The following is a 23,239-nucleotide window of genomic DNA, read 5'->3' on the forward strand; positions in this document are numbered from 1 at the left end:
GCAAAGACTTATCGAGTGTTGCGGCATACACTGCCCTCCACTACGGAGACAAGAAACCATGAACGCGCCCCTGCCTGAGCACATCCGCAAAGCGCTCGAGACGGTCACCCTGGACGACAAGTACTCGCTGGACTACGGCCGCGCCTTCATGAGCGGCGTGCAGGCCCTGGTCAAGTTGCCCATGCTCCAGCGCCAGCGCGACGCCCTGGCAGGCAAGAACACCGCCGGCTTCATCAGCGGCTACCGCGGCTCCCCCCTGGGCAGCTACGACCAGGCGCTGTGGAAGGCCAAGAAGTTCCTGCAGTCGCAGAACATCGTCTTCCAGCCGGGCGTGAACGAGGAGCTCGCCGCCACCGCGCTGTGGGGCACGCAGCAACTGGGCTTTGCGCCCGCGGGCGCCAACCGCTTCGACGGCGTCTTCGGCATCTGGTACGGCAAGGGCCCGGGCGTGGACCGCTGCTCCGACGTCTTCAAGCACGCCAACATGGCCGGCACCACGCCCTGGGGCGGCGTGATCGCGGTGGCCGGCGACGACCATGTCGCCAAGAGCTCCACCGCCGCCCACCAGAGCGACCACATCTTCAAGGCCTGCGGCCTGCCGGTGTTCTTCCCGGCCTCGGTGCAGGAGATCCTGGACCTGGGCATCCATGCCTTCGCCCTGAGCCGCTATGCCGGCGTCTGGTCGGGGATGAAGACCATCCAGGAGATCGTGGAGTCCAGCGCCGCGGCGCAGATCGACGCCGAGCGCGTGCAGATCATCCTGCCCGAGGACTTCGCCATGCCCCCGGGCGGCGTCCACATCCGCTGGCCCGACGCGCCGCTGGACCAGGAGCAGCGCCTGTTCGACTTCAAGTGGTACGCCGCGCTGGCCTACATCCGCGCCAACCGCCTGAACCACAACGTCATCGAGGGCCCCAACGACCGCTTCGGCATCATCGCCAGCGGCAAGGCCTACAACGACACCCGCCAGGCCCTGGCCGACCTCGGCCTCGACGACGCCACCTGCCAGCGCATCGGCCTGCGCCTGCACAAGGTGGGCGTGGTCTGGCCGCTGGAGGCGCAGGGCACGCGCGAGTTCGCCACCGGGCTGCGCGAGATCCTCGTCGTCGAGGAGAAGCGCCAGGTCATCGAGTACCAGATCAAGGAGGAGCTGTACAACTGGCGGCCCGACGTGCGCCCCAACGTGCTGGGCAAGTTCGACGAGCCCGAGGGCGACTTCACCGGCGGCGAGTGGTCCATGCCCAACCCCTCGGCCCATACCCTGCTGCGCGCCAATGCCGACCTGTCGCCGGCCATCATCGCCCGCGCCATCGCGCGCCGCCTCAAGAAGATCGGCGTGGACAGCGACACCGCCGCCCGCCTCGACGCCCAGCTGGCGCTGCTCGAGGCCAAGGAGCGCGCGATGCAGGTGCTCGAGGTCAAGGCCGACCGCGTGCCGTGGTTCTGCTCGGGCTGCCCGCACAACACGTCGACGAAGGTCCCCGAGGGCTCGCGCGCCATGGCCGGCATCGGCTGCCATTACATGGCCACCTGGATGGACCGCAACACCCTGGGCTTCACCCAGATGGGGGGCGAGGGCGTGCCCTGGGTCGGGCAGCAGCCCTTCACCCACGAGAAGCACGTGTTCGCCAACCTCGGCGACGGCACCTACTTCCACAGCGGCCTGCTGGCCATCCGCCAGGCCATCGCCGCGGGCGTGAACATCACCTACAAGCTCCTGTACAACGACGCGGTGGCCATGACCGGCGGCCAGCAGGTCGGCGAGCGGCCCGAGGGCCACTCGGTGCTGCAGATCGTGGGCAGCCTCACCGCCGAGGGCGTGAGCCGCCTGGTGATCGTCTCCGACCAGCCCGAGAAGTACACCCTGGCCCGGCTGCCCGATGGCGTGGAGGTGTTCCACCGCGACGAGCTCGACCGCCTGCAGCGCGAGTTCCGCGAGATCCCCGGCACCAGCGTCATCGTCTACGACCAGACCTGCGCCACCGAAAAGCGCCGCCGCCGCAAGCGCGGCACGATGGTCGACCCGGCCGTGCGCGTGGTGATCAACGACCTGGTCTGCGAGGGCTGCGGCGACTGCGGCGTGCAGTCCAACTGCCTGTCGGTGGAGCCGCTGGAGACGCCCTTCGGCCGCAAGCGCACCATCAACCAGAGCAGCTGCAACAAGGACATGAGCTGCCTCAAGGGCTTCTGCCCCAGCTTCGTCACCGTCGAGGGCGGCCAGCTGAAGAAGCAGGCCCGCGACCGCCGGCCCTCGCCGGCCGACCTCGGCGAGCTGCCCGACCCGGCCGTGCCCGCGCTGGTGCCCGGCCAGGCCTTCGGCATCGTGGTGGCCGGCGTCGGCGGCACCGGGGTCATCACCATCGGCCAGCTCCTGGGCATGGGCGCGCACCTGGAAGGCAAGGGCATCGTCACGCAGGACGCGGCGGGCCTGGCCCAGAAGGGCGGCGCCACCTGGAGCCACGTGCTGATCGGCGAGTCCGACGCCGCGATCCGCACCACCCGCGTGAGCATGGCCGGGGCGGATCTGGTCATCGGCTGCGACCCCATCGTCGCCGCCGGCAAGGAGACGGTGCTGCGCATGCGCGAGGGCCGCACCCGCGTCGCCCTCAACGCCCACAGCACGCCCACTGCCGCCTTCGTGCGCGACGCCAACTGGGTCAACCCCGAGGATGCCTGCGCCGGGGAGATCGCGCGGGCCGTCGGCGCCGGCGCGGTCGGCGCCTTCAATGTCGAGCGCGCCGCCACCCGCCTGATGGGCGACAGCCTCTATGCCAATCCCATGCTCCTCGGCTATGCATGGCAGAAGGGCTGGGTGCCGGTGGGCCTCGAGGCGCTGATGCGCGCCATCGAGCTCAATGGCGTGGCCGTCGACGCCAACAAGACCGCCTTCAACTGGGGCCGCCGGGCCGCCCACGACCCGGCCGCGGTGGAGCGCCTGGTCTCGCCCGCCCAGGTGGTCGAGCTGCACAAGCGCGAGACGCTGGACAGCCTGGTCGCCCGGCGCGTCGAGTTCCTCACGGCCTACCAGGACGCCGCCTACGCGCAGCAGTACCGTGACTTCGTCGAGAAGGTCCGCGCCGCCGAGGCCGGCCTGGGCAAGACCGCCCTGGCCGAGGCCGTGGCGCGCTACCTGTTCAAGCTGATGGCGTACAAGGACGAGTACGAGGTCGCCCGCCTGCACACGCAGGCCGGCTTCGCCGAGAAGATCGCCAGCCAGTTCGAGGGCGACTTCAAGGTCCACTACCACCTGGCCCCGCCGCTGCTGGCCCGCCGCAACGAGCGTGGCGAGCTGGTCAAGCGCAAGTACGGCCCGGCCATGGGCCTGGCCTTCCGCCTGCTGGCGCGCCTGCGCTTCCTGCGCGGGACGGCGCTGGATGTCTTCGGCCGCACCGGGGAGCGCCGCACCGAGCGCGCGCTGATCGCCGAGTACCGCGCCTGCGTCGAGGAACTGCTGGCCGGCCTCTCGGCCGGCAACCATGCGCTGGCCGTGGAGATCGCCCGGGTGCCGGAGCAGATCCGCGGCTTCGGCCATGTGAAGGAGCGCCACCTCGCCGCGGCCCGCCCGCAGTGGGAGGCCCTGATGGCGCGCTGGCGCGGCCGGCCGGCCGAGGGCCGCCTGGCCGCCTGAGGCCCGCACGCCACGCGCCCGCGGCCCAGCGCCTACAATTCCTCGATTCCGCCTCGCGGCGGCGCGATGGCGCCGGCGCGGGCGGTTTTCCACGTCAAGACCCAACGATTCCGAGGAGCCTCCGTGTTCATTTCCTCCGCCTTTGCCCAGACCGCCCCCGCCGCCGCCGGTGGCGACATGTCCTCCTCCTTCATGAGCATGCTGCCGCTGCTGCTCATGTTCGTGGTCCTGTACTTCATCATGATCCGCCCCCAGATGAAGCGCCAGAAGGAGCACAAGGCCATGCTCGAGGCCCTGGCCAAGGGTGACGAGATCACCACCGCCGGCGGCCTGGTGGGCCGCATCAGCAAGATCGGCGACACCTATGTCGGCCTGGAAGTGGCCAGCGGCGTCGAGGTGCAGGTCCAGCGCAGCGCCATCGTGCAGGTGCTGCCCAAGGGCACCCTGAAGTAATCACGGCCGCTGTCCCGTCCCTTCTCCCCGTTCTTCCCGCACGAACCGTCGTCATGAACCGTTACCCGGTCTGGAAGTACGCGATCCTCCTGGTCGCGTTGCTGGTGGGCGCCCTCTACACCCTGCCCAATTTCTTCGGCGAGGCGCCCGCTGTGCAGGTCTCGGCCGGCAAGGCCACCGTGAAGGTGGACGCCACCACCCAGGCCCGGGTGGAGCAGGCCCTGGCCGCCGCCGGCCTGGCGCCGCAGGCCCTCACCCTCGACGCCAGTTCCGTGCGGGTGCGCGTGGACAGCACCGACGCCCAGCTCAAGGTGAAGGACGCGCTGCAGCGCGCCCTCAACCCCGACCCGGCCGACCCGGCCTACGTCGTCGCCCTCAACCTGATCTCGGCCTCGCCGCGCTGGCTGTCGGCGCTGCATGCCGCGCCCATGTACCTGGGCCTGGACCTGCGCGGCGGCGTGCACTTCATGCTGCAGGTGGACATGCCCGCGGCGCTGACCAAGAAGGCCGAGGCCTTTGCGGGTGACCTGCGCACCCAGCTGCGCGAGGCCAACATCCGCCACGCCGGCATCAACCGCAATGGCCAGGCCATCGAGGTGCGCTTCCGTGAGGCCGCCACCCTGCAGCAGGCCCTCAAGCTGGTGGCCGACCAGTTCCCCGACCTGGCCGTCACCGCCGGCCCGGACGGCACCGAGTACCGCCTGGCGGCCTCGCTCAAGCCCGAGGCCGCCCGCAAGGTGCAGGAGCAGGCGCTCAAGCAGAACATCATGACCCTGCACAACCGGATCAACGAGCTCGGCGTGGCCGAGCCGGTGATCCAGCAGCAGGGCCTGGACCGCATCGTGGTCCAGCTGCCCGGCGTGCAGGACACGGCCAAGGCCAAGGACATCCTGGGCCGCACCGCCACCCTGGAGATGCGCCTGGTCGACGACTCCTCCGAGGCCCGCGCCGCCGAGCTCGGCACCGGCCCGGTGCCCTTCGGCTCCGAGCGCTACCTGGAGCGTGACGGCCGTGCGGTCATCGTCAAGAAGCAGGTCATCCTGACCGGCGACAGCCTGACCGACGCCCAGCCCGGCTTCGACTCGCAGAGCCAGCAGCCCAAGGTCGACCTCACCGTCGACGCCAAGGGCGGCCGCATCATGCGCGACACCAGCCGCGAGAACCTGAAGAAGCGCATGGCCATCCTGCTCTTCGAGAAGGGCAAGGGCGAGGTGCTGACCGCCCCGGTGATCCAGGGCGAGCTGGGCAACCGCTTCCAGATCTCCGGCTCCATGACCGTTGCCGAGGCCAACGACCTGGCCCTGCTGCTGCGCGCCGGTTCGCTGGCCGCGCCCATGGAGATCATCGAGGAGCTGACCATCGGCCCCACCCTGGGCGCCGAGAACATCGCCAAGGGCTTCCACAGCGTGGCCTGGGGCTTCGTCGTGATCTGCGCCTTCATGACGGTCTACTACATGCTGTTCGGCGTGTTCTCCAGCATCGCGCTGGCGGTGAACCTGCTGCTGCTGGTGGCCATCCTGTCGATGCTGCAGGCCACCCTGACCCTGCCCGGCATGGCCGCCATGGCGCTGGCGCTGGGCATGGCCATCGACTCGAACGTCCTGATCAACGAGCGGGTGCGCGAGGAGCTGCGCAACGGCGCCTCGCCGCAGGCGGCGATCCACGCCGGCTACGACCGCGCCTGGGCCACCATCCTGGACTCCAACATCACCACGCTGATCGCCGGCGTCGCCCTGCTGGCCTTCGGCTCCGGCCCGGTGCGCGGCTTCGCGGTGGTGCACTGCATCGGCATCCTGACCTCCATGTTCTCGGCGGTCTTCTTCTCGCGCGGCCTGGTCAACCTCTGGTACGGCCGGCGCAAGAAACTCAAGTCCGTCTCGATCGGCACCGTCTGGCGTCCTGAAGCCGGCAGCGCTATAAACAAGCCCGAGAGCCTGTAAGAAAATGGAATTCTTCAAGATCCGCCGCGACATCCCCTTCATGCGGCACGCGGTGGTGTTCAACATCATCTCGTTCGTCACCTTCGCGCTGGCCGTCTTCTTCCTGGCCACGCGCGGCCTTCACCTCTCGGTGGAGTTCACCGGCGGCACGGTGATGCAGGTCACCTACGACAAGCCGGCCGAGGTCGAGCGCATCCGCCAGGTCGTCGCCGGCCTGGGCTTCACCGATGTCCAGGTGCAGAACTTCGGCACCGCCCGCGACGTCATGATCCGGCTGCCGGCCCAGAAAGGTGTGAGTTCCGCGCAACAGAGCGAGAAGGTGCTGGCGGCCCTCAAGGCCCAGGACCCGGCCGTCAACCTCAAGCGCACCGAGTTCGTCGGCCCCTCCGTGGGCGAGGAGCTTGCGGCCGACGGCCTCAAGGCCCTGGCCGTGGTGATCGCCGGCATCGTGATCTACCTGGCGATCCGTTTCGAGTGGAAGTTCGCGGTCGCGGCCATCATCGCCAACCTGCACGACGTGGTCATCATCCTGGGCTTCTTCGCCTACTTCCAGTGGGAGTTCTCGCTGGCCGTGCTGGCGGCGGTGCTGGCCATCCTGGGCTACTCGGTCAACGAGTCGGTGGTGATCTTCGACCGCATCCGCGAGAACTTCCGCCGCTTCCGCAAGATGGACACGGTGGAGATCATCGACAACGCGATCACCTCCACCATCAGCCGCACCATCATCACCCACGGCAGCACGCAGATCATGGTGCTGTCGATGCTGCTGTTCGGCGGCGCCACCCTCTACTACTTCGCCCTGGCCCTGACCATCGGCATCCTGTTCGGCATCTACTCCTCGGTGTTCGTCGCCGCCGCCATCGCCATGTGGCTGGGCGTCAAGCGCGAGGACCTGGTCAAGGCGCCCCCCCGCAAGGACGGCGACCCGAACGACCCCAACGCCGGCGCCACCGTCTGAGTCCGGAGGGCCTCGCTTGACGCTCACCACGCCCAACGCACCCGGCACCCTGGCGCGCAGGGTGCGGGAGCAGTTCGTGGCCGAGCTCGAGGCCTGCCTGGAGCCGCTCTCGCTGGCCCTGGCCACCCGCCTGCTCGAGCAGGTGGACCGCAGCACCAGCACCCGGGAAGCGCACGAGCGGCGCGACGCGATGCTCGAGTACGAGCGGCTGCGCGCGAGCTGGGCGGCCGCGACGCGGCTGGCCTGGCGCCGGGGTGCGGCCGGCTTGGCGGGCGCCGCGCCGCCCGCCGCGGGGGGCGACCTCTCCCTGCTCGACCACGACGAGGTCGAGCGCAAGATCATCGCTTCGCGCCTGGCCATGTCCCTGCAGGAGGCGGGTGGCTGGGATTTCAATGACCTGCTGCGCCGCATGCAGCAGGTCGAGGGCGTCGAGCTGCCGGCCAGCGACGTCATCCGCCCCGAAGGCCTGGCCCAGCACCTGGTCGAGTCCTGGATGGCCTCGGGCCTGCCGCGCCGCACCTGGCTGCTGGCGGGCGACTTCTTCCAGCAGCAGCTCGGGCCGGTCGTGTCCCGGGCCTGGCAGCGGGCCAACCAATCGCTCATCGACGCGGGTGTGCTCCCGGACATCGGGGCGGGCCGCCGTGTCCGCCGCAGTCCCGACGCCGCTGCGCGCCCGCCCGGGGCGCCGGGCACCGGGCCCGGTGGCTTGCCGGGCGGCTCGGGCGCTTCCGGCGGCGGCGGTGGTGCCAGCGGCATGGGCCTGAGCACGGGCGGGGGGCTCGGCTTCGGCGGCGGGAGCGGCCGCGGCACGCCCACGGGCACCGGCGAGGCCGGGCCGGGGGCCGCGTCGGCCTGGGGCCAGGTACCGCCCGACAGCCGTCTCGCAGCCGGCGTGGAGTCGCCCCTGGCCCGCGTGCGCAGCCGGGCCCAGGGCCTGCTCGGACGCATGCGCCGGCTGATCGGCGAGCGTGTCGCCGACTTCGACCCCGGTCAGCCCGTCGTGCCCTCGCCGGCCCTGTCGGTGGCCCTCGGCCCGGTGGGCAGCACCCTGCTCGCCGATCCGGATGCCTTCGACGACCGTGCCGTCGCCCGCATCGCCCAGGCGCTGCGCGAGCAGAGCGGCGAACTCAAGCGCCAGGCCGGCTCGTCCACCGAGAAGGCGCTGATCGAGGTCGTCGCGCTGATGTTCCAGAGCATCCTGGCCGAGGAGCGCATCCCGCCCGCGGTGCGGGTTTGGTTCGCGCGCCTGCAGATGCCGGTGCTGCGCGTGGCTCTGGCCGAACCCGATTTCTTCGAGAGCCTGCAGCACCCCGCGCGCCTGCTGATCGACCGCATGGGCGCCTGCGTGCTCGGCTTCGACGGCGCCACCATCGACGGCAGCGAGATGGAGGCCGAGATCCGCCGCATCGTCCAGCTGGTCGAGCAGTACCCCGAGACCGGCCGCAAGGTCTTCCTGATGGCGCACGAGGAGTTCCAGAAATTCCTCTCGCGCTACCTCACCGACCAGGCCCCCGCCACGCGCCGCGTGGTCACCGTGGCCCAGCAGGTCGAGCAGAAGGAGACCATGGCGGTGCGCTACACGATCGAGCTGCGCCGCATGCTCGACGACATGCCGGTGCCGGCGGGCATCCGTGAATTCCTCTTCAAGGTCTGGGCCGAGGTGATGGCGGTCGCCGCCGTGCGCCACGGGGCCCAGCATCCCGACACCATCGCTCTCAAGAAATCCGCTGCCGAGCTGGTCTGGGCCGCGGGCGCCAAGCCCAACCGGGCGGAGCGCGCCCAGGTGATCCAGGGCCTGCCGCAACTCCTGCAGCGCCTGCGCCAGGGCATGACCCTGCTGGGTCTGCCGGCCGCGGAGCAGGATGCCCAGCTCAAGACCTTGAGCGACACCCTGGCCGATGCCTTCCAGTCCCGCACCGCGCCCATTCCCACCGCGCGCATCGAGGCCATCGCGGACTGCCTGACCAACCTCGAGAGCCTGGCCGCCGGCTTCGAGGCCGACCTGCCCCTGGATGCGGAGAGCCTGGGCGAGCTGCTCGGCGAGGAAGCGCGGGGCGTGGAGATCGTCACCGATGGTGGCGTGCGCCCCGGCGCCGCCATGATGGCCTGGGCGCGTGAGTTGCAGCCGGGCGCCTGGTTCCGGCTGGACCACAACGGCGAGGTCGAGCCGGTGCAGTACGCCTGGCGCTCCGAGGGCGGGCAGCTGCACCTGTTCACTGCGCCGGGCGGCCGCTGCGTGCTGCTGCAGGTGGGGCGGCTGGCGGCCTACCTGCAGGCCGGCCTGCTGGTGCCGCACGAGGACGAGGCGCTCACCGTGCGCGCCACGCGCGATGCGCTGGCCAAGCTGGACGCCAACCCGGAGCGGCTGCTGGCCGCCTGAGGGCCTCTCCCGAGGGGGGCTGGGGGCGGCGTGCCGAGCGCCGCGCCGGCGTGCCGATGGTGTGCCCGCTCAGTGCGCCAGGCGCGCCGCGGTGTCGTCGCACAGCTCGTCGAGCACCAGGGCGTCGGGCTCGGTGCCGAAGCTCCAGTACACCATCAGCACGATGATCTTGAGCTCGTCGAGCGAGACCGGGTGGCTGGCCGCGGCCATGGCGCGGTCGACGACGATCTCGCGCATGGCGGCCGGCAGCACGCCGGCGGACTCGAGGAAGGTGATGAAGCCCAGGCACTCGGCGCCGAGGCGGTCCTGCTCGGCGATCGAGTAGACACGCAGGCTGTGGGCGGACTGGCGATCGGGGGAGCAGTCGTCCGAGGCGAGCCGTGCGCCCTCGGGCAGCATCTGCCGGGTGGCCTGGGCCGCGAAGTTCAGGCCGTCGAGCCAGACCAGCGCGTCATGGATCTCCTCGGCCTGGAAGCCATGGGCGCTGAGCTTGCGCCCGAGCTGCTCCAGCTCGGGACAGGCGTCGCCGCGCCAGTAGTTTTCGTAGACGAATACCAGCACTTCGAACATGACCCCACTATAAGGCCCGCCGCGCCCGATGCCATGAGCGAAATGCCGCAGGTGTTGCCTTCGCGCAAAAGGCTTTTCAGGCTGCAGCCGCGCGCTGGAACAGCCCGCCTGCGAGCCGCACCACCGCCCCCTGGAGTTCGAGTTCGAGCAGGCGCGCCTGCAGTTGCGGGGTGGGCAGCCCGGTGCGCGCGGTGAGCGCGTCGAGCGAGGCCGGGTCGAAGCCCAGGGCCTCGAGCAGTCCGTCCTCCGGCGGCTCGTGCGGGTCGGCGGCCACCGGGTCCGGCGCGCAGCGTTGCGGCGCCAGCTCCCCGAGCACGTCCTGCGCGTTCTCCACCAGCGTGGCGCCCTGCCGGATCAGGGCATGGCAGCCCCGCGACAGCGGTGAATGGATCGAGCCCGGGATGGCGAATACCTCGCGGCCCTGCTCGCTGGCGCAGCGCGCCGTCACCAGTGAGCCGGAACGCAGGGCCGCTTCCACCACCAGCGTGCCGCCCGAGAGGGCGGCGATGAGCCGGTTGCGCCGCGGGAAGTTGGCGGGCAGCGGCGGCGTGCCCAGGGGGTACTCGCCCACCAGGCGCCCGCGCGCCGCGATGCGGCGGGCGAGGTCCAGGTGGGCGCGGGGGTAGACGCGGTCCAGGCCCGTGCCCACCACCGCGATCGTGGCGCAGGGCAGGTCGCTGCCCGCGCCCTCGAGCGCGCCCTCGTGGGCCGCCGCGTCGATGCCCAGCGCCAGGCCCGAGACCACGCACCAGCCCGCCTGCGCGAAGCTGCGCGCGAACTGGCGGGCGTGGTCCTGGCCCTGCGGCGTGGGGTTGCGGCTGCCGACCACGGCGATGGCCTCGGGCCAGGGCGCGTCGGGCTGCTCGCCGGCCACCCACAGCAGCAGGGGCGGGTCCGCGGTGTGCAGCAGGGCGGGCGGGTAGGTGGCGTCGGCCAGGCTCAGGACGCGGCGGCGCGCCGGGTCCGCCGCGAGCCAGGCGGCGCAGGCGGTGGCCTGGGCGTCGAGGGCCTCACTGGGTTCGCGCAGGGCGGTGAGCTGCGCGGGCGAGAGCAGGTGCGAGAGCTCGGCGTCCGGGGCGTCGAGCACCTGCTGCGGCAGCCCGAAAGCGGCCAGCAGCCGGCGCGCGGCGGTGCCACCGAGGCGGGGCGCCAGCGCCAGCCGGAGCCACCCGGAAAGCTCGCCGGCGTCCACGCGCTCAGCGTGGGTTGGCCAGGCGGTCGCCCACCCGCACACCGTCGCTGGTCTGCAGGATCAGGGCGTACGAGACTTTCTCGAAGGTGCGGAACACCATCAGCAGGCCGTTGCGCTCGTCCGGCAGCTGCAGGGTCTCCTTGCGGCCCTCGGTGCGGTCGGTCACCTGGCCGCCGCGCTTGAGGATGGCCAGCACATGGCCGCTGACCATGCCGTCGGCCGCGCCCTTGTTGATGGCGACGACCTGGTTCTGGCCGGCCATGCCCACGCTGCTGCCGTACATGGAGACGATGGCCCCGCCCTCGATGGGTTTCTCCGGCGCGCGCGGGGTGTAGTTCACCAGCTGGGTCGGCGGCTCGGGCAGCAGCCGGTCGCCGGTGCGCATTTCCTCGCGGGCGGCCACGATGTCCAGGGTGGCGGGCACCGGCAGGGTCTGCGCGTCGCGGCCCTCGGTGCGGGTGGTCTGGCTGCCCTCGCCGCGCGCCAGCACGGCGCGCCCGAGGTACTGGGCCTCCTGGCCCAGCACCGCGCCGGTGACCGGGTCGACCAGGGCGCGGGTGCTGCGGAACACGCGGAAGGCGGGCAGGGGCCCGGTGGCGGGCTCGGCCAGGGGCTGGCCCGAGGGGCCGCGGGCGTAGGCGCGGTCGCCGCGGGTGATCAGCACGCGGCCCTCGGTGGCGGCGACCAGGCGCGGGGCGCGCGCCAGCGTCTCCTCATCGACGACCAGGGGCTCGGCCAGGAAGGGTTCGATCAGGTGCGGCTTCAGCGTGGGCAGCGCGGTGTCTCCCAGGGGCTGGCTGCGCACCCGGGGCGACAGGCGCACGGTGGGCACCGGCGAGCCGTCGGGGGCGCCCTCGGCCCGCAGGAAGGCGCGGCCGTCGCGCTTTTCCAGGACCAGCACCTGGCCGGGGTAGATCAGGTGGGGGTTGCGGATCGTCTGCAGGTTCATGCCCCACAGCTCAGGCCAGCGCCAGGGCCGCACCAGGTACAGCCCGGAGATGTCCCACAGCGTGTCGCCGCGCTGGACGGTGTAGCGGTCCGGGGCGTTGGGTGACAGCTCGGACAGTGGGACACCCGCCTGCGCCACCTGCTGCGCGGTGGCCCGCTGGGCCCCTGTGATCGGGTAGTTCTGGGCTGCCGCGGCCTGGGCCATGCAGGCAGCCACCAGGGCGATCGCGATCGCGCCGGGGCGCATCGTTGCCTTCATTGGTGTGTTCCCCTTCTTGGTCTTTGGCCGATTCTGCGCCCAAGCCCCGGCAACGGCAACGTTTGGTTCTCACCTTGGGCGGCAATGGCTCTCAAAGTGGGGGAAAATGGCGACAGTTCTGCCCCGATCCCATGGCCCTGCTCCCCATCCTCGTCTATCCCGATCCCCGCCTGCACACCGTCGCCAAGCCGGTGGCGGCCGTCGACGACCGCATCCGCCAGCTGGTGGCCGACATGCGCGAGACCATGTATGACGCCAACGGCATTGGCCTGGCGGCCACCCAGGTGGACGTGCATGAGCGCGTCGTCGTCGTCGACACCTCCGAGGACCGCGACCAGCCCATGGCGCTGATCAACCCCGAGATCATCTGGGCCAGCGACGAGAAGCGCGTCGGCGAGGAGGGCTGCCTGTCGGTGCCCGGCATCTACGACGGCGTCGAGCGCTCGATCGCCGTGAAGGTGCGCGCCCTCGACGAGAACGGCCAGGAGCGCGTGATCGAGGCCGAGGGCCTGACCGCGGTGTGCATCCAGCACGAGCTGGACCACCTCTTGGGCAAGGTCTTCGTCGAGTACCTCTCGCCCCTCAAGCGCAACCGCATCAAGACCAAGCTGGTCAAGTCCCGCCGCGAGGCGGTGCGGCTCTGACCACCGTGCGCGTCGTCTTCGCCGGCACCCCGGAGTTCGCCCGCCTGGCGCTGGAGCGACTGCACGCTGCGGGTTTCGAGATTCCCCTGGTCCTCACCCAGCCTGACCGCCCGGCCGGGCGCGGCATGAAGCTGCAGGCCTCGCCGGTCAAGCAGTTCGCGGTGGACCACGGCATCCCGGTCTCGCAGCCCCTCAGCCTTCGCCTGGACGGCAAGTATCCCGAGGACGCCGCCGCTGCCCGCGGCGCGCTGGAGGCGGCCCGTCCCGACGTCATGGTGGTCGCCGCCTACGGCCTGATCCTGCCGCAGTGGACGCTGGACCTGCCGCGGGCCGGCTGCCTGAACATCCATGCCTCGCTGCTGCCCCGGTGGCGCGGCGCCGCGCCGATCCACCGCGCCATCGAGGCCGGCGACGCCGAGACCGGCGTGACCATCATGCAGATGGACGCCGGCCTGGACACCGGCGACATGCTGCTCGTCGAGCGCCTGCCGATCGCGGCCGGCGACACCACCGGCAGCCTGCATGACAAGGTGGCCGACCTGGGCGCGCGCATGATCGTCGAGGCCCTGGAGCGGGTCGCCCGCGGCGGCCTGCGCCCGGTGCCCCAGCCCGCCGAGGGCGTGACCTACGCGCACAAGATCGAGAAGGCCGAGGCCCAGGTCGACTGGTCGCTGCCGGCGGAGTTGATCGAGCGCCGCGTGCGCGCCTTCGACCCCTTCCCCGGCGCCGCCACCCACCTGGGCGGCGAGGCCGTCAAGATCTGGGGAGCCGCCCTCGCGGCGGGCGCGGGCCGGCCCGGCACGGTTCTGGCCGTGGAGGCCGACGGCATCACCGTGGCCTGCGGCGAGGGCGCGCTGCGCCTCACCCAGCTGCAGCGCGCCGGCGGCAAGCGACTGGGCGTCGCCGACTTCCTGCGCGGCTTCCCGCTGGCCGCGGGCCAGCGTTTCGGCGAGGCCGCCTGATGTTCTGGGAGCGGGCGCTGCGCGAGCACCCGGAGTTCCGGGCCGGCCTGCGCAGCATGTCGCCGCAGGCGCCGGGCATCGCGGCCTGGGGGCTCATGACCGGCGTGGCCATGGTCAAGTCGGGCCTGTCGCTGGTGGAGGCGCTGTCCATGGCGCTGTTCGTCTTCGCGGGCAGCTCGCAGCTGGCCTCCCTGCCGCTGCTGGTGGCCGGCGCGCCGGCCTGGGTGGTCCTGGCCACCGGCTTCTGCGTGAACCTGCGCTTCGTGGTCTTCAGCCTGCACCTGCGCCCGTACATGATGCACATGCCGCTGCTGCGGCGCCTGGTCACCGGCTACCTGACCACGGACATGACCTATGTGCTGCACACCAAGCGCTACCCGCATCCCCCGGCCGACGACCCGCAGGAGCGCCTGGCCCAGGAGGCCTTCATGGCCGGCAATGCCGGCATGAACTGGGTCGCCTGGATGCTCCCCAGCCTGGCCGGCATCGCCCTGGCCAACTTCGTGCCCACGCACTGGGGCCTGGGCTTTGCCGGCATCCTGTGCCTGATCGGCATCCAGCTGTCGCTGGCGACCAGCCGGCTGCGCGTCATCGCGATGGCGGTCGCCGGCATCACCGCGGTGGCCACCTATGCGTTGCCGCTCAAGTTGAACATCGTCGCCGCGATCGGCGTGGCGGTGCTGGTCTGCCTCACGCTCGAAAGCCGGGAGCGTGTCCGGCAGCAGGAGGCCCCATGAGGCAGACCGACCTCTGGACCATGGCGGTCATCCTCGGCCTGGCCGTGGTGACCGTGGTGGCGCGCGGCTTCTTCTTCATCTCCAGCCGCGACTGGTCGCTGCCCGAGTGGGCCGAGCGCGGCCTGCAGTACGCGCCCATCGCCGCCCTCTCGGCCGTGGTGCTGCCCGAGGTCGTGATGGCCCAGGGCCACCTGGTGCCCACCTGGCAGGACGCCCGCATCTTCGGGGCCGCGGTGGGGGTGGCGGTGTTCTTCTGGCGCCGCGACACGCTCCTGACCATCATCGCCGGCATGGCGGTGTACCTGCCGCTGCACCTCGGCCTGGGCTGGTAACGGTTCCGGACCCGGGGCGTCAGCCGGGTTTCCTAAAATGGCGGGTTCTCCAAGGGACCGACCATGAACATCCTCCGCTTCTCCGATCTGTGCGCCCAGGGCAAGGCCCGCGGCCAACGCGTCTTCATCCGCGCCGACCTGAACGTGCCCCAGGACGACGCCGGGAACATCACCGAGGACACCCGCATCCGCGCCTCCATCCCCTGCATCCAGCTGGCCCTGGACGCCGGCGCGGCGGTGATGGTCACCTCCCACCTGGGCCGCCCCACCGAGGGCGAGTTCAAGCCCGAGGACTCGCTGGCGCCCGTCGCCAAGCGCATGGCCGAACTCCTGGGCCGCGAGGTGCCGCTGGTGTCCGACTGGGTCGAGGGCGTGCAGGTCGCGCCCGGCTCCGTGGTGCTGCTGGAAAACTGCCGCCTGAACAAGGGCGAGAAGAAGAACAACCCCGAGCTGGCCCAGAAGATGGCCGCCCTGTGCGACATCTTCGTGCACGACGCCTTCGGCACCGCGCACCGCGCCGAGGCCTCCACCTACGGCATCGCCCAATTCGCCAAGGTGGCCTGCGCCGGCCCGCTGCTGGCCGCCGAGATCGACGCCATCTCCAAGGCCCTGGCCAACCCGAAGCGCCCGCTGGCCGCCATCGTGGCCGGCTCCAAGGTCTCGACCAAGCTGACCATCCTGAAGTCGCTGTCCGCCAACGTGGACCAGCTGATCGTGGGCGGCGGCATCGCCAACACCTTCATGCTGGCCGCCGGCCTGAAGATCGGCAAGTCGCTGGCCGAGGCCGACCTGGTCGCCGAGGCCAAGGCCGTGATCGAGGCCATGAAGGCCCGCGGCGCCGAGGTGCCGATCCCCACCGACGTGGTGGTGGCCAAGGCCTTCGCCGCCGACGCCCCGGCCACCGTCAAGGCGGCCACCGAGGTGGCCGACGACGACCTGATCCTGGACATCGGCCCGCAGACCGCCGCCAGGCTGGCCGCGCAGCTCAAGGCCTGCGGCACCATCGTCTGGAACGGCCCGGTGGGCGTGTTCGAGTTCGACGCCTTCGCCAAGGGCACCGAGACCATCGCCCGCGCCATCGCCGAGTCCAGCGCCTTCAGCATCGCCGGCGGCGGCGACACCCTGGCGGCCATCGCCAAGTACGGCATCGAGAAGGACGTGGGCTACATCTCCACCGGCGGCGGCGCCTTCCTCGAGGTGCTGGAGGGCAAGACCCTGCCGGCGTTCGAGATCCTCGAGAAGCGCGCGGCGGGCTGATCGCCCCCGCACCAAAGACAAAGGGGCCCGCGGGCCCCTTTGTCGTTGTCGTTCCGTCGGGTCAGGCCGGCAAGGCCGCCGGCTGGCTCGTCGCCCGCCCGGCGTAGTCGGTCCAGCAGCGACGGGTGAAGTCGTACAGCTTGCAGGCGCGCGCCGTCTGGAAGTACCAGCGCCAGGAGAAGCGCTGGACCACGATGCGGCCCGGCAGCAGTTCCTCGAGCTTGTCCTGCGCCTGCTTCAGGCGGTACAGCGGGATGCTCATGTCCACGTGGTGGGCGGTGTGCTCCATGATGTGGTGCATCAGCGCGCCGATCCGGAAGGGGAAGGTCAGGTGCACCGTGGTCGACACGAAGGGCTGGGCCTTCTGCCAGGCGGCGCGGTCGTCGTGCCAGGAGACCTTCACGTGCGTGTGGTGGACGTAGACGACGAAGCCGATCATCGAGCACCAGAACAGGAAGGGCAGCACGAAGCCGGTGACCAGCAGCAGCGCGATCGACTGGCCGGTCGCGGCAGCCGCGGCCACCAGGCCGCCGAGCCACACCAGGCCGGCGACGGAGACCAGCAGGTTGTCCCACAGGAACACCGGGCGGCGCGAAGGCATCTGCTTGCGCGAGGGGAAGAACATCTTCTTCCACCAGATCTCGATGAAGTAGTACAGGCCCGGGGCCCAGCCGCTGCGGTAGGCGCGGTCCAGGGCGCGCTGCACCGGCGTCATGGCCGCGAACTCGGCGGCGGTGGCCGGGGCCCAGACGAAGTCCACGCCCTTGAGGTTGGTGAAGCCGTGGTGCACCACGTTGTGCCCCGCATCCCACAGGCTGTAGGGCGTGAGCGAGGGCAGGAAGGCGATGCGGCCCAGCCACTTGTTCAGGCGGCGGTGCGGCGTCAGGCTCTGGTGGCAGGCGTCATGGCCGATGATGAACAGGCGGCCGATCACGAAGCCGGCGGCCAGCCCCAGCAGGGCCTTGGCCCACCAGGCCTCGACGGCGATCACGCCCGCCAGCAGCGCCGCGAACAGCGCATAGTCCAGCGCGAGCAGGACGAAGGCGCGCAGCGTGGTGCGTTGCGACAGGGGGATGAGCCACTCGCGGATGATCTTGCGATGCGGCAGGGGGGCTTCGGGAGGCAGCGGCTGCGGATGGGGAGTCATGGAATCTTGGCAAACACGGGTAAACCCGTGGATGGTAAACACGTCCACTTACAGATTCGATGACCTGGATCAACCGGGGCGCCGGAGCGCGCTGGTAACCGCGCTGTAACCGGCGCCACGGCGCGCGTGTGAGAATGCCCGCGCAGAGACAATCCTCAACCCCGGAAACAACCACCATGGCCCGTAGAGCCACCAAGATCGTCGCCACCCTCGGCCCCGCCTCCAGCGACCCCCAACTCCTCGAACAGATGATCCGCGCCGGCGTGAATGTCGTGCGCCTGAATTTCAGCCACGGCAAGGCGCAGGACCACATCGACCGGGCCCGCCTCGTGCGCGAGGCCTCCCGCCGCGCCGGCCGCGAGGTGGCCATCATGGCCGACCTGCAGGGCCCCAAGATCCGCGTGGGCAAGTTCGCCGAGGGCAAGGTCCTGCTCGAGCCGGGCATGAAATTCGTGCTCGACGCCTCGCGCACCGAGCCCGGCGACCTCGCCGGCGTGGGCCTGGACTACAAGGAGCTGCCGCGCGACGTGAAGCCCGGCGACACCCTCCTGCTGAACGACGGCCTGATCGTGCTGATCGTCGACCATGTGGACGGCGACAAGGTCCACACCACCGTCAAGCTCGGCGGCGAGCTGTCCAACAACAAGGGCATCAACAAGATGGGCGGCGGCCTCACCGCGCCGGCGCTCACGGCCAAGGACATGGAGGACATCCGTACCGCCATGAGCTTCCAAGCCGACTACGTGGCGGTGAGCTTCCCCAAGAACGCCACCGACATGGAGATGGCGCGCCAGCTGTGCAACGTGGCCGCCGCCGAATTCCGCCACAAGCCGGGGCTGATCGCCAAGATCGAGCGGGCCGAGGCGATCCCGAACCTGGAGTCCATCCTCAAGGCCAGCGACGGCATCATGGTCGCCCGCGGCGACCTCGCCGTGGAGGTGGGCAATGCCGCCGTGCCGGCGCTGCAAAAACGCATGATCCGGCTGGCCCGCGAGCATGACAAGGTGGTGATCACCGCCACGCAGATGATGGAGTCCATGATCACCAACCCGGTGCCCACCCGCGCCGAGGTGAGCGACGTGGCGAACGCCGTGCTCGATGGCACCGACGCGGTGATGCTCAGCGCCGAGACCGCCGCCGGCAAGTACCCGCTGGAGACGGTCGTCGAGATGGCCAACATCTGCGCCGAGGCCGAGCGCGCCGAGGACGTGCAGCTCGATGCCGATTTCCGCGGCATGGATTTCCACCGCATCGACCAGTCCATCGCCATGGGCGCGCTGTTCACCGCGCACCACCTGGGCTGCAAGGCCATCGTGGCGCTCACGGACACCGGCTCCACCGCGCTGTGGATGTCGCGCCACCGCATCCACGTCCCGATCTACGCGCTCACGCCCAAGCTGGCGACGCAGCGCAAGATGGCGCTGTATCGCAACGTGCGCCCGCTGCTGGTGGACCAGAGCGCCGAGCGCGACACCGCGCTGGCCGAGGCCGAGGGGCACCTGAAGCAGCGCGGCATCGTCACCGGCGGCGACATCTACGTGATCACCTGCGGTGACCGCATGGGCAACCCCGGCGGCACCAACATGCTGAAGGTGCTGCGGGCCACCTGACCGCCCCCCCCGGCCGCTCCCCGCGGGGAGGGGCGGGCGTGGAAACCGCGGAGGGCGAGGCCGCCCGCCCGCCTTCAGCGCGCGGCCTGCGCCAGTTCCACGGCCAGCCGGTTGTGCCGCTCCAGCAGCGGCGCCAGGTCCACGGTGGCCAGGCGCCCGTCCTTCACCACCCGCCGGCCATGGACCACCACGTGGTCGGCCTGCGGGCTGGCGCAGAGCAGCAGCGCGGCCACCGGGTCGTGCACTGCGCCGCCGGCCATGGCCAGCGTGTCCAGGCGGAACAGGGCGAAGTCGGCGCACAGGCCCGGCGCGAGCCGGCCGATGTCCGTGCGCCCCAGCACCTGCGCGCCGCCGCGCGTGGCCAGTCGCAGGGCATCGCGGGCCGTCATCTCGGCGGGGCCGAGGTCGCAGCCGAAGAAGGTGCGGCCCTCGCGCTGCACCGGCGGCTGCAGCGCCCGGCCGACGCGCGCCAGCAGCATGGCCTGGCGCGCCTCGTTGACCAGGTGCGCGGCGTCGTTGCTGGCGCTGCCATCCACCCCCAGGCCCACCGGCACGCCGGCGTCCAGCATGCGGCGCACCGGCGCGATGCCGCTGGCCAGGCGCATGTTGCTGCAGGGGCAGTGGGCGACGCCGGTGCGGGTGGCGGCGAACAGCGAGATGCCCTCGTCGTCCAGCTTCACGCAGTGGGCATGCCAGACGTCGTCGCCCAGCCAGCCCAGGTCCTGGGCGTACTGCGCCGGCGTGCAGCCGAACTTCTCGGCGCTGTAGGCGATGTCGTGGTCGTTCTCGGCCAGGTGGGTGTGCAGGCGCACGCCGTGGGCGCGGGCCAGGGCCGCCGTCTCGCGCATCAGGTCGCGGCTCACGGAGAAGGGCGAGCACGGCGCCAGGGCCACCTGCACCATCGCGCCGTGCGAGGCGTCGTGGTACTGCTCGATCAGGCGCTGGCTGTCCTTCAGGATCGCGGCCTCGTCCTCCACCACCCGGTCCGGCGGCAGGCCGCCCTGGCTGCGGCCTACGCTCATGCTGCCGCGGGTGGCGGTGAAGCGCATGCCGATGGCCTGCGCGGCGCGGATGCTGTCGTCCAGCCGCACGCCATTGGGGTAGATGTACAGGTGGTCGCTGCTGGTGGTGCAGCCCGAGAGCAGCAGTTCGGCCATGGCGACCTGGGTCGAGACCTCGACCATCTCCGGCGTCAGGCCGGCCCAGATCGGGTAGAGACCCTGCAGCCAGGAGAACAGCTCGGCGTCCTGCACCGCGGGGATGGCGCGGGTCAGGCTCTGGTACATGTGGTGGTGGGTGTTGACCAGGCCCGGCACCACCAGGTGGGCGCGGGCGTCGATCACCTCGTCGGCCCCGTCGCCGACCTCGGCGGCCGGGCCGATGGCCTCGATCCGGTGGCCGCGCACGCGGATGGAGGCGTCCTTCAGTTCGGTGCCGGCCTCGTCGGCGGTGAAGACATGACGGGCATTCTTGATCAGGAGCGTGCGTTCGGCGGTCATGCCCGGATTGTGTCCGCAGGTGTTACGAACCCCGGCCGGGTGGGTCGGCGGCTAAAATCGGGTGAGTTACCGGGCGGTTACATGGCCCGGAAAGCCGCCTTCGAAACTCTCCACTGGACTGCACCATGCCTCTCGTTTCCATGCGCGAACTGCTGGACCACGCCGCCGAAAACGGCTACGGGATCCCGGCCTTCAACGTCAACAACCTCGAACAGGTCCAGGCCGTGATGGAAGCCGCCAAGGAAACCGGCGCGCCGGTGATCCTGCAGGCCAGCGCCGGCGCCCGCAAGTACGCCGGCGAGGCCTTCATCAAGCACCTGATCCAGGCCGCCATCGAGGCCTATCCCACCATCCCGCTGGTGATGCACCAGGACCACGGCCAGAACCCCGACGTCTGCAAGGGCGCCATCGACCTGGGCTTCTCCTCGGTCATGATGGACGGCAGCCTCGAGGCCGACGGCAAGACCATCGCCTCCTACGACTACAACGTGGAAGTCACCCGCAAGGTGGTGGACATGGCCCACCCCCTGGGCATCACCGTCGAAGGCGAGCTGGGCTGCCTGGGCTCGCTCGAGACCATGCAGGGCGACAAGGAAGACGGCCATGGCACCGACGCCGTGATGACCCGCGAGCAGCTGCTCACCGACCCGGAGCAGGCCGCCGACTTCGTCAAGCGCACCCAGCTCGACGCCCTGGCCATCGCCATCGGCACCAGCCACGGCGCCTACAAGTTCAGCCGCAAGCCCACCGGCGACATCCTGGCGATCGACCGCATCAAGGAAATCAACCGCCGCATCCCCAACACCCACCTGGTGATGCACGGCTCCTCCAGCGTCCCGCAGGAGCTGCTGGCGATCATCCGCCAGTACGGCGGCGCCATGAAGGAAACCTACGGCGTGCCCGTCGAGGAAATCCAGGAAGCCATCAAGTACGGCGTGCGCAAGATCAACATCGACACCGACATCCGCCTGGCCATGACCGGCGCGGTGCGCAAGTTCCTGCACGAGAACCCCGAGAAGTTCGACGCCCGCGAGTGGCTCAAGCCCGCCCGCGAGGCCGCCAAGCAGGTGTGCAAGGCCCGCTACCTGGAATTCGGCTGCGAAGGCCAGGCCGGCAAGATCAAGGCCCACAGCCTGCAGGTCGTGGCCGCCAAGTACGCCCAGGGCGAGCTGGCCCAGGTGGTGAACTGATCCCGGTCGCTCCCTTGCGATAATCAACGGCCCGCTGACCGCGGGCCGTTTGCGTTTCCAGAAGGCCCTGCCATGACTTCCGCCCTGCATACCTCCTCGCTGACCTCCCTGCCGCTGCTGGCCCGCGGCAAGGTGCGTGACAACTACGCCGTCGGCGACGACCGCATCCTGATGGTGGCCACCGACCGCCTCTCCGCCTTCGACGTGATCATGGGCGAGCCCATTCCCGGCAAGGGCGAGCTGCTGACGCACATGGCGCTGTTCTGGTTCGGCAAGCTGGCCCATGTCTGCCCGAACCACCTCACCGGCGAGCTGCCCGAGAGCGTGGTCACTTCCGCCGAATGCAACCAGGTGATCGGCCGCTCCATGCTGGTCAAGCGCCTGAAGCCGATCCCGGTCGAGGCCGTGGTGCGCGGCTACCTCGCCGGCAGCGGCTGGAAGGAGTACCAGGAGTCGCAGTCGGTGTGCGGCGTGAAGCTGCCCGCCGGCCTGACCAACGCGGCCCGCCTGCCCGAGCCGATCTACACCCCCGCGGCCAAGGCCGCCGTGGGCGAGCACGACGAGAACATCACCTTCGAGCGCACCGTGGAAATGATCGGCCCCGACCTGGCCGCCCGCATCCGCGACATCAGCATCCAGCTTTACAAGGAGGCCGCCGAGATCGCCCTGAAGAAGGGCCTGATCATCGCGGACACCAAGTTCGAGTTCGGCCTCGACGAAAAGGGCCAGCTGGTGCTGATGGACGAGGTCCTCACGCCCGACTCCTCCCGCTACTGGCCGGTGGAGGGCTATGAAGAGGCCGCCGCGCAGGGCGCCAACCCGCCCAGCTACGACAAGCAGTTCGTGCGTGACTGGCTGGAGCAGGTCCGCCTGAACGGCAAGCCCTGGGACAAGACGCCCCCGGCGCCGCGCCTGCCGCAGGACGTGATCGAGAAGACGGCGGCCAAGTACCGTGAGGCGCTGGAGCGGCTCACGGGTTAACGCCGGCAGGTCCCGGCGCGGGGGTGCGCCGCGCGCCCGCGCCCGCGCACAATGGCGAGGCTTTTCCCTCCCAGGAGCTTTGCCATGGCCTCACCGACCTCGACCTCCAGCGTCCGCTTCCACCGCGTCCTGCGCTGCCCCCCGGAGCGCGTCTACCGCGCCTTCCTCGACGCCGAGGCGCTGGTCAAATGGCTGCCGCCCGACGGGTTCACCGCCCGCATGCACCAGCAGGATGCGGTGGCCGGCGGCTCCTACCGGATGTCGTTCACCCATTTCGCCTCGGGTCATGTCCATGCGTTCGGCGGCAGCTACCTCGAACTGGTGCCCCATGAGCGCCTGCGCTACACCGCGCGCTTCGACGACCCGCAGCTGCCCGGCGAGATGCAGACCACGGTGACGCTCACCGCCGTGGCGCGCGGGACCGAGGTGTCCATCGTGCAGGAGGGCATCCCGGCCGCCATCCCCGCCGACGACTGCTACCTCGGCTGGCAGGACTCGCTGGCCCTCCTGGGGCGGCTGGTCGAGGAGTCGGGCCCGGCGTAGCCGCGCCTC

The 23,239-nt window shown here is 70.8% G+C and carries 19 protein-coding genes; 14 read left to right on the forward strand and 5 right to left on the reverse strand.

The genetic code is table 11. The features are described 5' to 3' along the window. Positions 1-58: 58 nt before the first annotated feature. From ACFQZY_RS08980 to ACFQZY_RS09000, 5 genes are all read left to right on the forward strand, one after another. Complete coding sequence (locus tag ACFQZY_RS08980) at positions 59-3,628, forward strand: indolepyruvate ferredoxin oxidoreductase family protein (protein WP_377415288.1); 3,570 nt, start codon at positions 59-61, stop codon at positions 3,626-3,628. Positions 3,629-3,751: 123 nt separating this feature from the next. Continuing rightward, a complete protein-coding gene (gene yajC / locus ACFQZY_RS08985) occupies positions 3,752-4,081 on the forward strand; it encodes a preprotein translocase subunit YajC (protein WP_377415289.1) in 330 nt (109 codons plus the stop codon). A 53-nt stretch (positions 4,082-4,134) separates the two neighbouring features. Beyond that, positions 4,135-6,021 (forward strand): protein translocase subunit SecD, encoded by a 1,887-nt coding sequence (gene secD, locus ACFQZY_RS08990; RefSeq protein WP_377415290.1) that lies wholly within the window; start codon positions 4,135-4,137, stop codon positions 6,019-6,021. Between the two features lie 4 nt (positions 6,022-6,025). Further along, complete coding sequence (gene secF / locus ACFQZY_RS08995) at positions 6,026-6,979, forward strand: protein translocase subunit SecF (RefSeq protein ID WP_377415291.1); 954 nt, start codon at positions 6,026-6,028, stop codon at positions 6,977-6,979. Positions 6,980-6,995: 16 nt separating this feature from the next. Then, positions 6,996-9,359 (forward strand): DUF1631 family protein, encoded by a 2,364-nt coding sequence (locus tag ACFQZY_RS09000; protein WP_377415292.1) that lies wholly within the window; start codon positions 6,996-6,998, stop codon positions 9,357-9,359. 69 nt (positions 9,360-9,428) lie between these two features. Here ACFQZY_RS09000 and ACFQZY_RS09005 read toward each other — a convergent pair whose 3' ends face one another. From ACFQZY_RS09005 to ACFQZY_RS09015, 3 genes are all read right to left on the reverse strand, one after another. Then, positions 9,429-9,929 carry a DUF494 family protein gene (locus ACFQZY_RS09005; RefSeq protein WP_377415293.1) on the reverse strand — a complete coding sequence of 167 codons (501 nt, stop codon included), beginning with the start codon at positions 9,927-9,929 and terminating at the stop codon, positions 9,429-9,431. A 76-nt stretch (positions 9,930-10,005) separates the two neighbouring features. Next, on the reverse strand, positions 10,006-11,121 hold the full coding sequence (gene dprA / locus ACFQZY_RS09010) for a DNA-processing protein DprA (RefSeq protein ID WP_377415294.1): 1,116 nt from the start codon (positions 11,119-11,121) through the stop codon (positions 10,006-10,008). 4 nt (positions 11,122-11,125) lie between these two features. After that, complete coding sequence (locus ACFQZY_RS09015) at positions 11,126-12,328, reverse strand: LysM peptidoglycan-binding domain-containing protein (protein ID WP_377415295.1); 1,203 nt, start codon at positions 12,326-12,328, stop codon at positions 11,126-11,128. Between the two features lie 131 nt (positions 12,329-12,459). On the opposite strand from ACFQZY_RS09015, the gene def reads away from it, so the two are divergent. The 5 genes from def to ACFQZY_RS09040 all read left to right on the forward strand — a co-directional run bounded on the left by def (position 12,460) and on the right by ACFQZY_RS09040 (position 16,260). After that, positions 12,460-12,972, forward strand: coding sequence for a peptide deformylase (gene def, locus ACFQZY_RS09020; RefSeq protein WP_377415296.1), 513 nt, complete (start codon positions 12,460-12,462; stop codon positions 12,970-12,972). Positions 12,973-12,977: 5 nt separating this feature from the next. Continuing rightward, the gene (gene fmt, locus ACFQZY_RS09025; protein ID WP_377415297.1) at positions 12,978-13,934 is read left to right on the forward strand and encodes a methionyl-tRNA formyltransferase; all 957 of its coding nucleotides are present in this window, start codon (positions 12,978-12,980) and stop codon (positions 13,932-13,934) included. After that, the gene (locus tag ACFQZY_RS09030; RefSeq protein WP_377415298.1) at positions 13,934-14,671 is read left to right on the forward strand and encodes an AzlC family ABC transporter permease; all 738 of its coding nucleotides are present in this window, start codon (positions 13,934-13,936) and stop codon (positions 14,669-14,671) included. The genes fmt and ACFQZY_RS09030 overlap by 1 nt, the downstream gene beginning before the upstream one ends. Then, positions 14,668-15,003, forward strand: coding sequence for an AzlD domain-containing protein (locus tag ACFQZY_RS09035; RefSeq protein ID WP_377415299.1), 336 nt, complete (start codon positions 14,668-14,670; stop codon positions 15,001-15,003). The genes ACFQZY_RS09030 and ACFQZY_RS09035 overlap by 4 nt, the downstream gene beginning before the upstream one ends. Positions 15,004-15,066: 63 nt before the next feature. Continuing rightward, positions 15,067-16,260 carry a phosphoglycerate kinase gene (locus tag ACFQZY_RS09040; protein WP_377415300.1) on the forward strand — a complete coding sequence of 398 codons (1,194 nt, stop codon included), beginning with the start codon at positions 15,067-15,069 and terminating at the stop codon, positions 16,258-16,260. Between the two features lie 61 nt (positions 16,261-16,321). Here ACFQZY_RS09040 and ACFQZY_RS09045 read toward each other — a convergent pair whose 3' ends face one another. Then, positions 16,322-17,407 carry a fatty acid desaturase gene (locus tag ACFQZY_RS09045; protein WP_377415301.1) on the reverse strand — a complete coding sequence of 362 codons (1,086 nt, stop codon included), beginning with the start codon at positions 17,405-17,407 and terminating at the stop codon, positions 16,322-16,324. Positions 17,408-17,583: 176 nt separating this feature from the next. Here ACFQZY_RS09045 and pyk point away from each other — a divergent pair, with 176 nt between their 5' ends. Continuing rightward, the gene (gene pyk / locus ACFQZY_RS09050) at positions 17,584-19,017 is read left to right on the forward strand and encodes a pyruvate kinase (RefSeq protein ID WP_377415302.1); all 1,434 of its coding nucleotides are present in this window, start codon (positions 17,584-17,586) and stop codon (positions 19,015-19,017) included. Between the two features lie 74 nt (positions 19,018-19,091). Here the strand turns inward: pyk and ACFQZY_RS09055 are convergent, their stop codons facing one another. Beyond that, positions 19,092-20,516, reverse strand: coding sequence for an 8-oxoguanine deaminase (locus ACFQZY_RS09055; RefSeq protein WP_377415303.1), 1,425 nt, complete (start codon positions 20,514-20,516; stop codon positions 19,092-19,094). Between the two features lie 125 nt (positions 20,517-20,641). Here ACFQZY_RS09055 and fba point away from each other — a divergent pair, with 125 nt between their 5' ends. The 3 genes from fba (at position 20,642) to ACFQZY_RS09070 (ending at position 23,230) form a co-directional block, all read left to right on the forward strand. Continuing rightward, positions 20,642-21,706, forward strand: coding sequence for a class II fructose-bisphosphate aldolase (fba, locus tag ACFQZY_RS09060; RefSeq protein ID WP_377415304.1), 1,065 nt, complete (start codon positions 20,642-20,644; stop codon positions 21,704-21,706). Positions 21,707-21,778: 72 nt separating this feature from the next. Continuing rightward, a complete protein-coding gene (locus ACFQZY_RS09065) occupies positions 21,779-22,687 on the forward strand; it encodes a phosphoribosylaminoimidazolesuccinocarboxamide synthase (protein WP_377415305.1) in 909 nt (302 codons plus the stop codon). An 84-nt stretch (positions 22,688-22,771) separates the two neighbouring features. After that, positions 22,772-23,230 carry an SRPBCC family protein gene (locus ACFQZY_RS09070; RefSeq protein ID WP_377415306.1) on the forward strand — a complete coding sequence of 153 codons (459 nt, stop codon included), beginning with the start codon at positions 22,772-22,774 and terminating at the stop codon, positions 23,228-23,230. The last annotated feature ends 9 nt before the right edge of the window (positions 23,231-23,239 follow it).

This window comes from Ramlibacter sp. GCM10027632 (assembly GCF_042675325.1).
In the GTDB taxonomy this organism is placed as follows: domain Bacteria; phylum Pseudomonadota; class Gammaproteobacteria; order Burkholderiales; family Burkholderiaceae_C; genus Ramlibacter.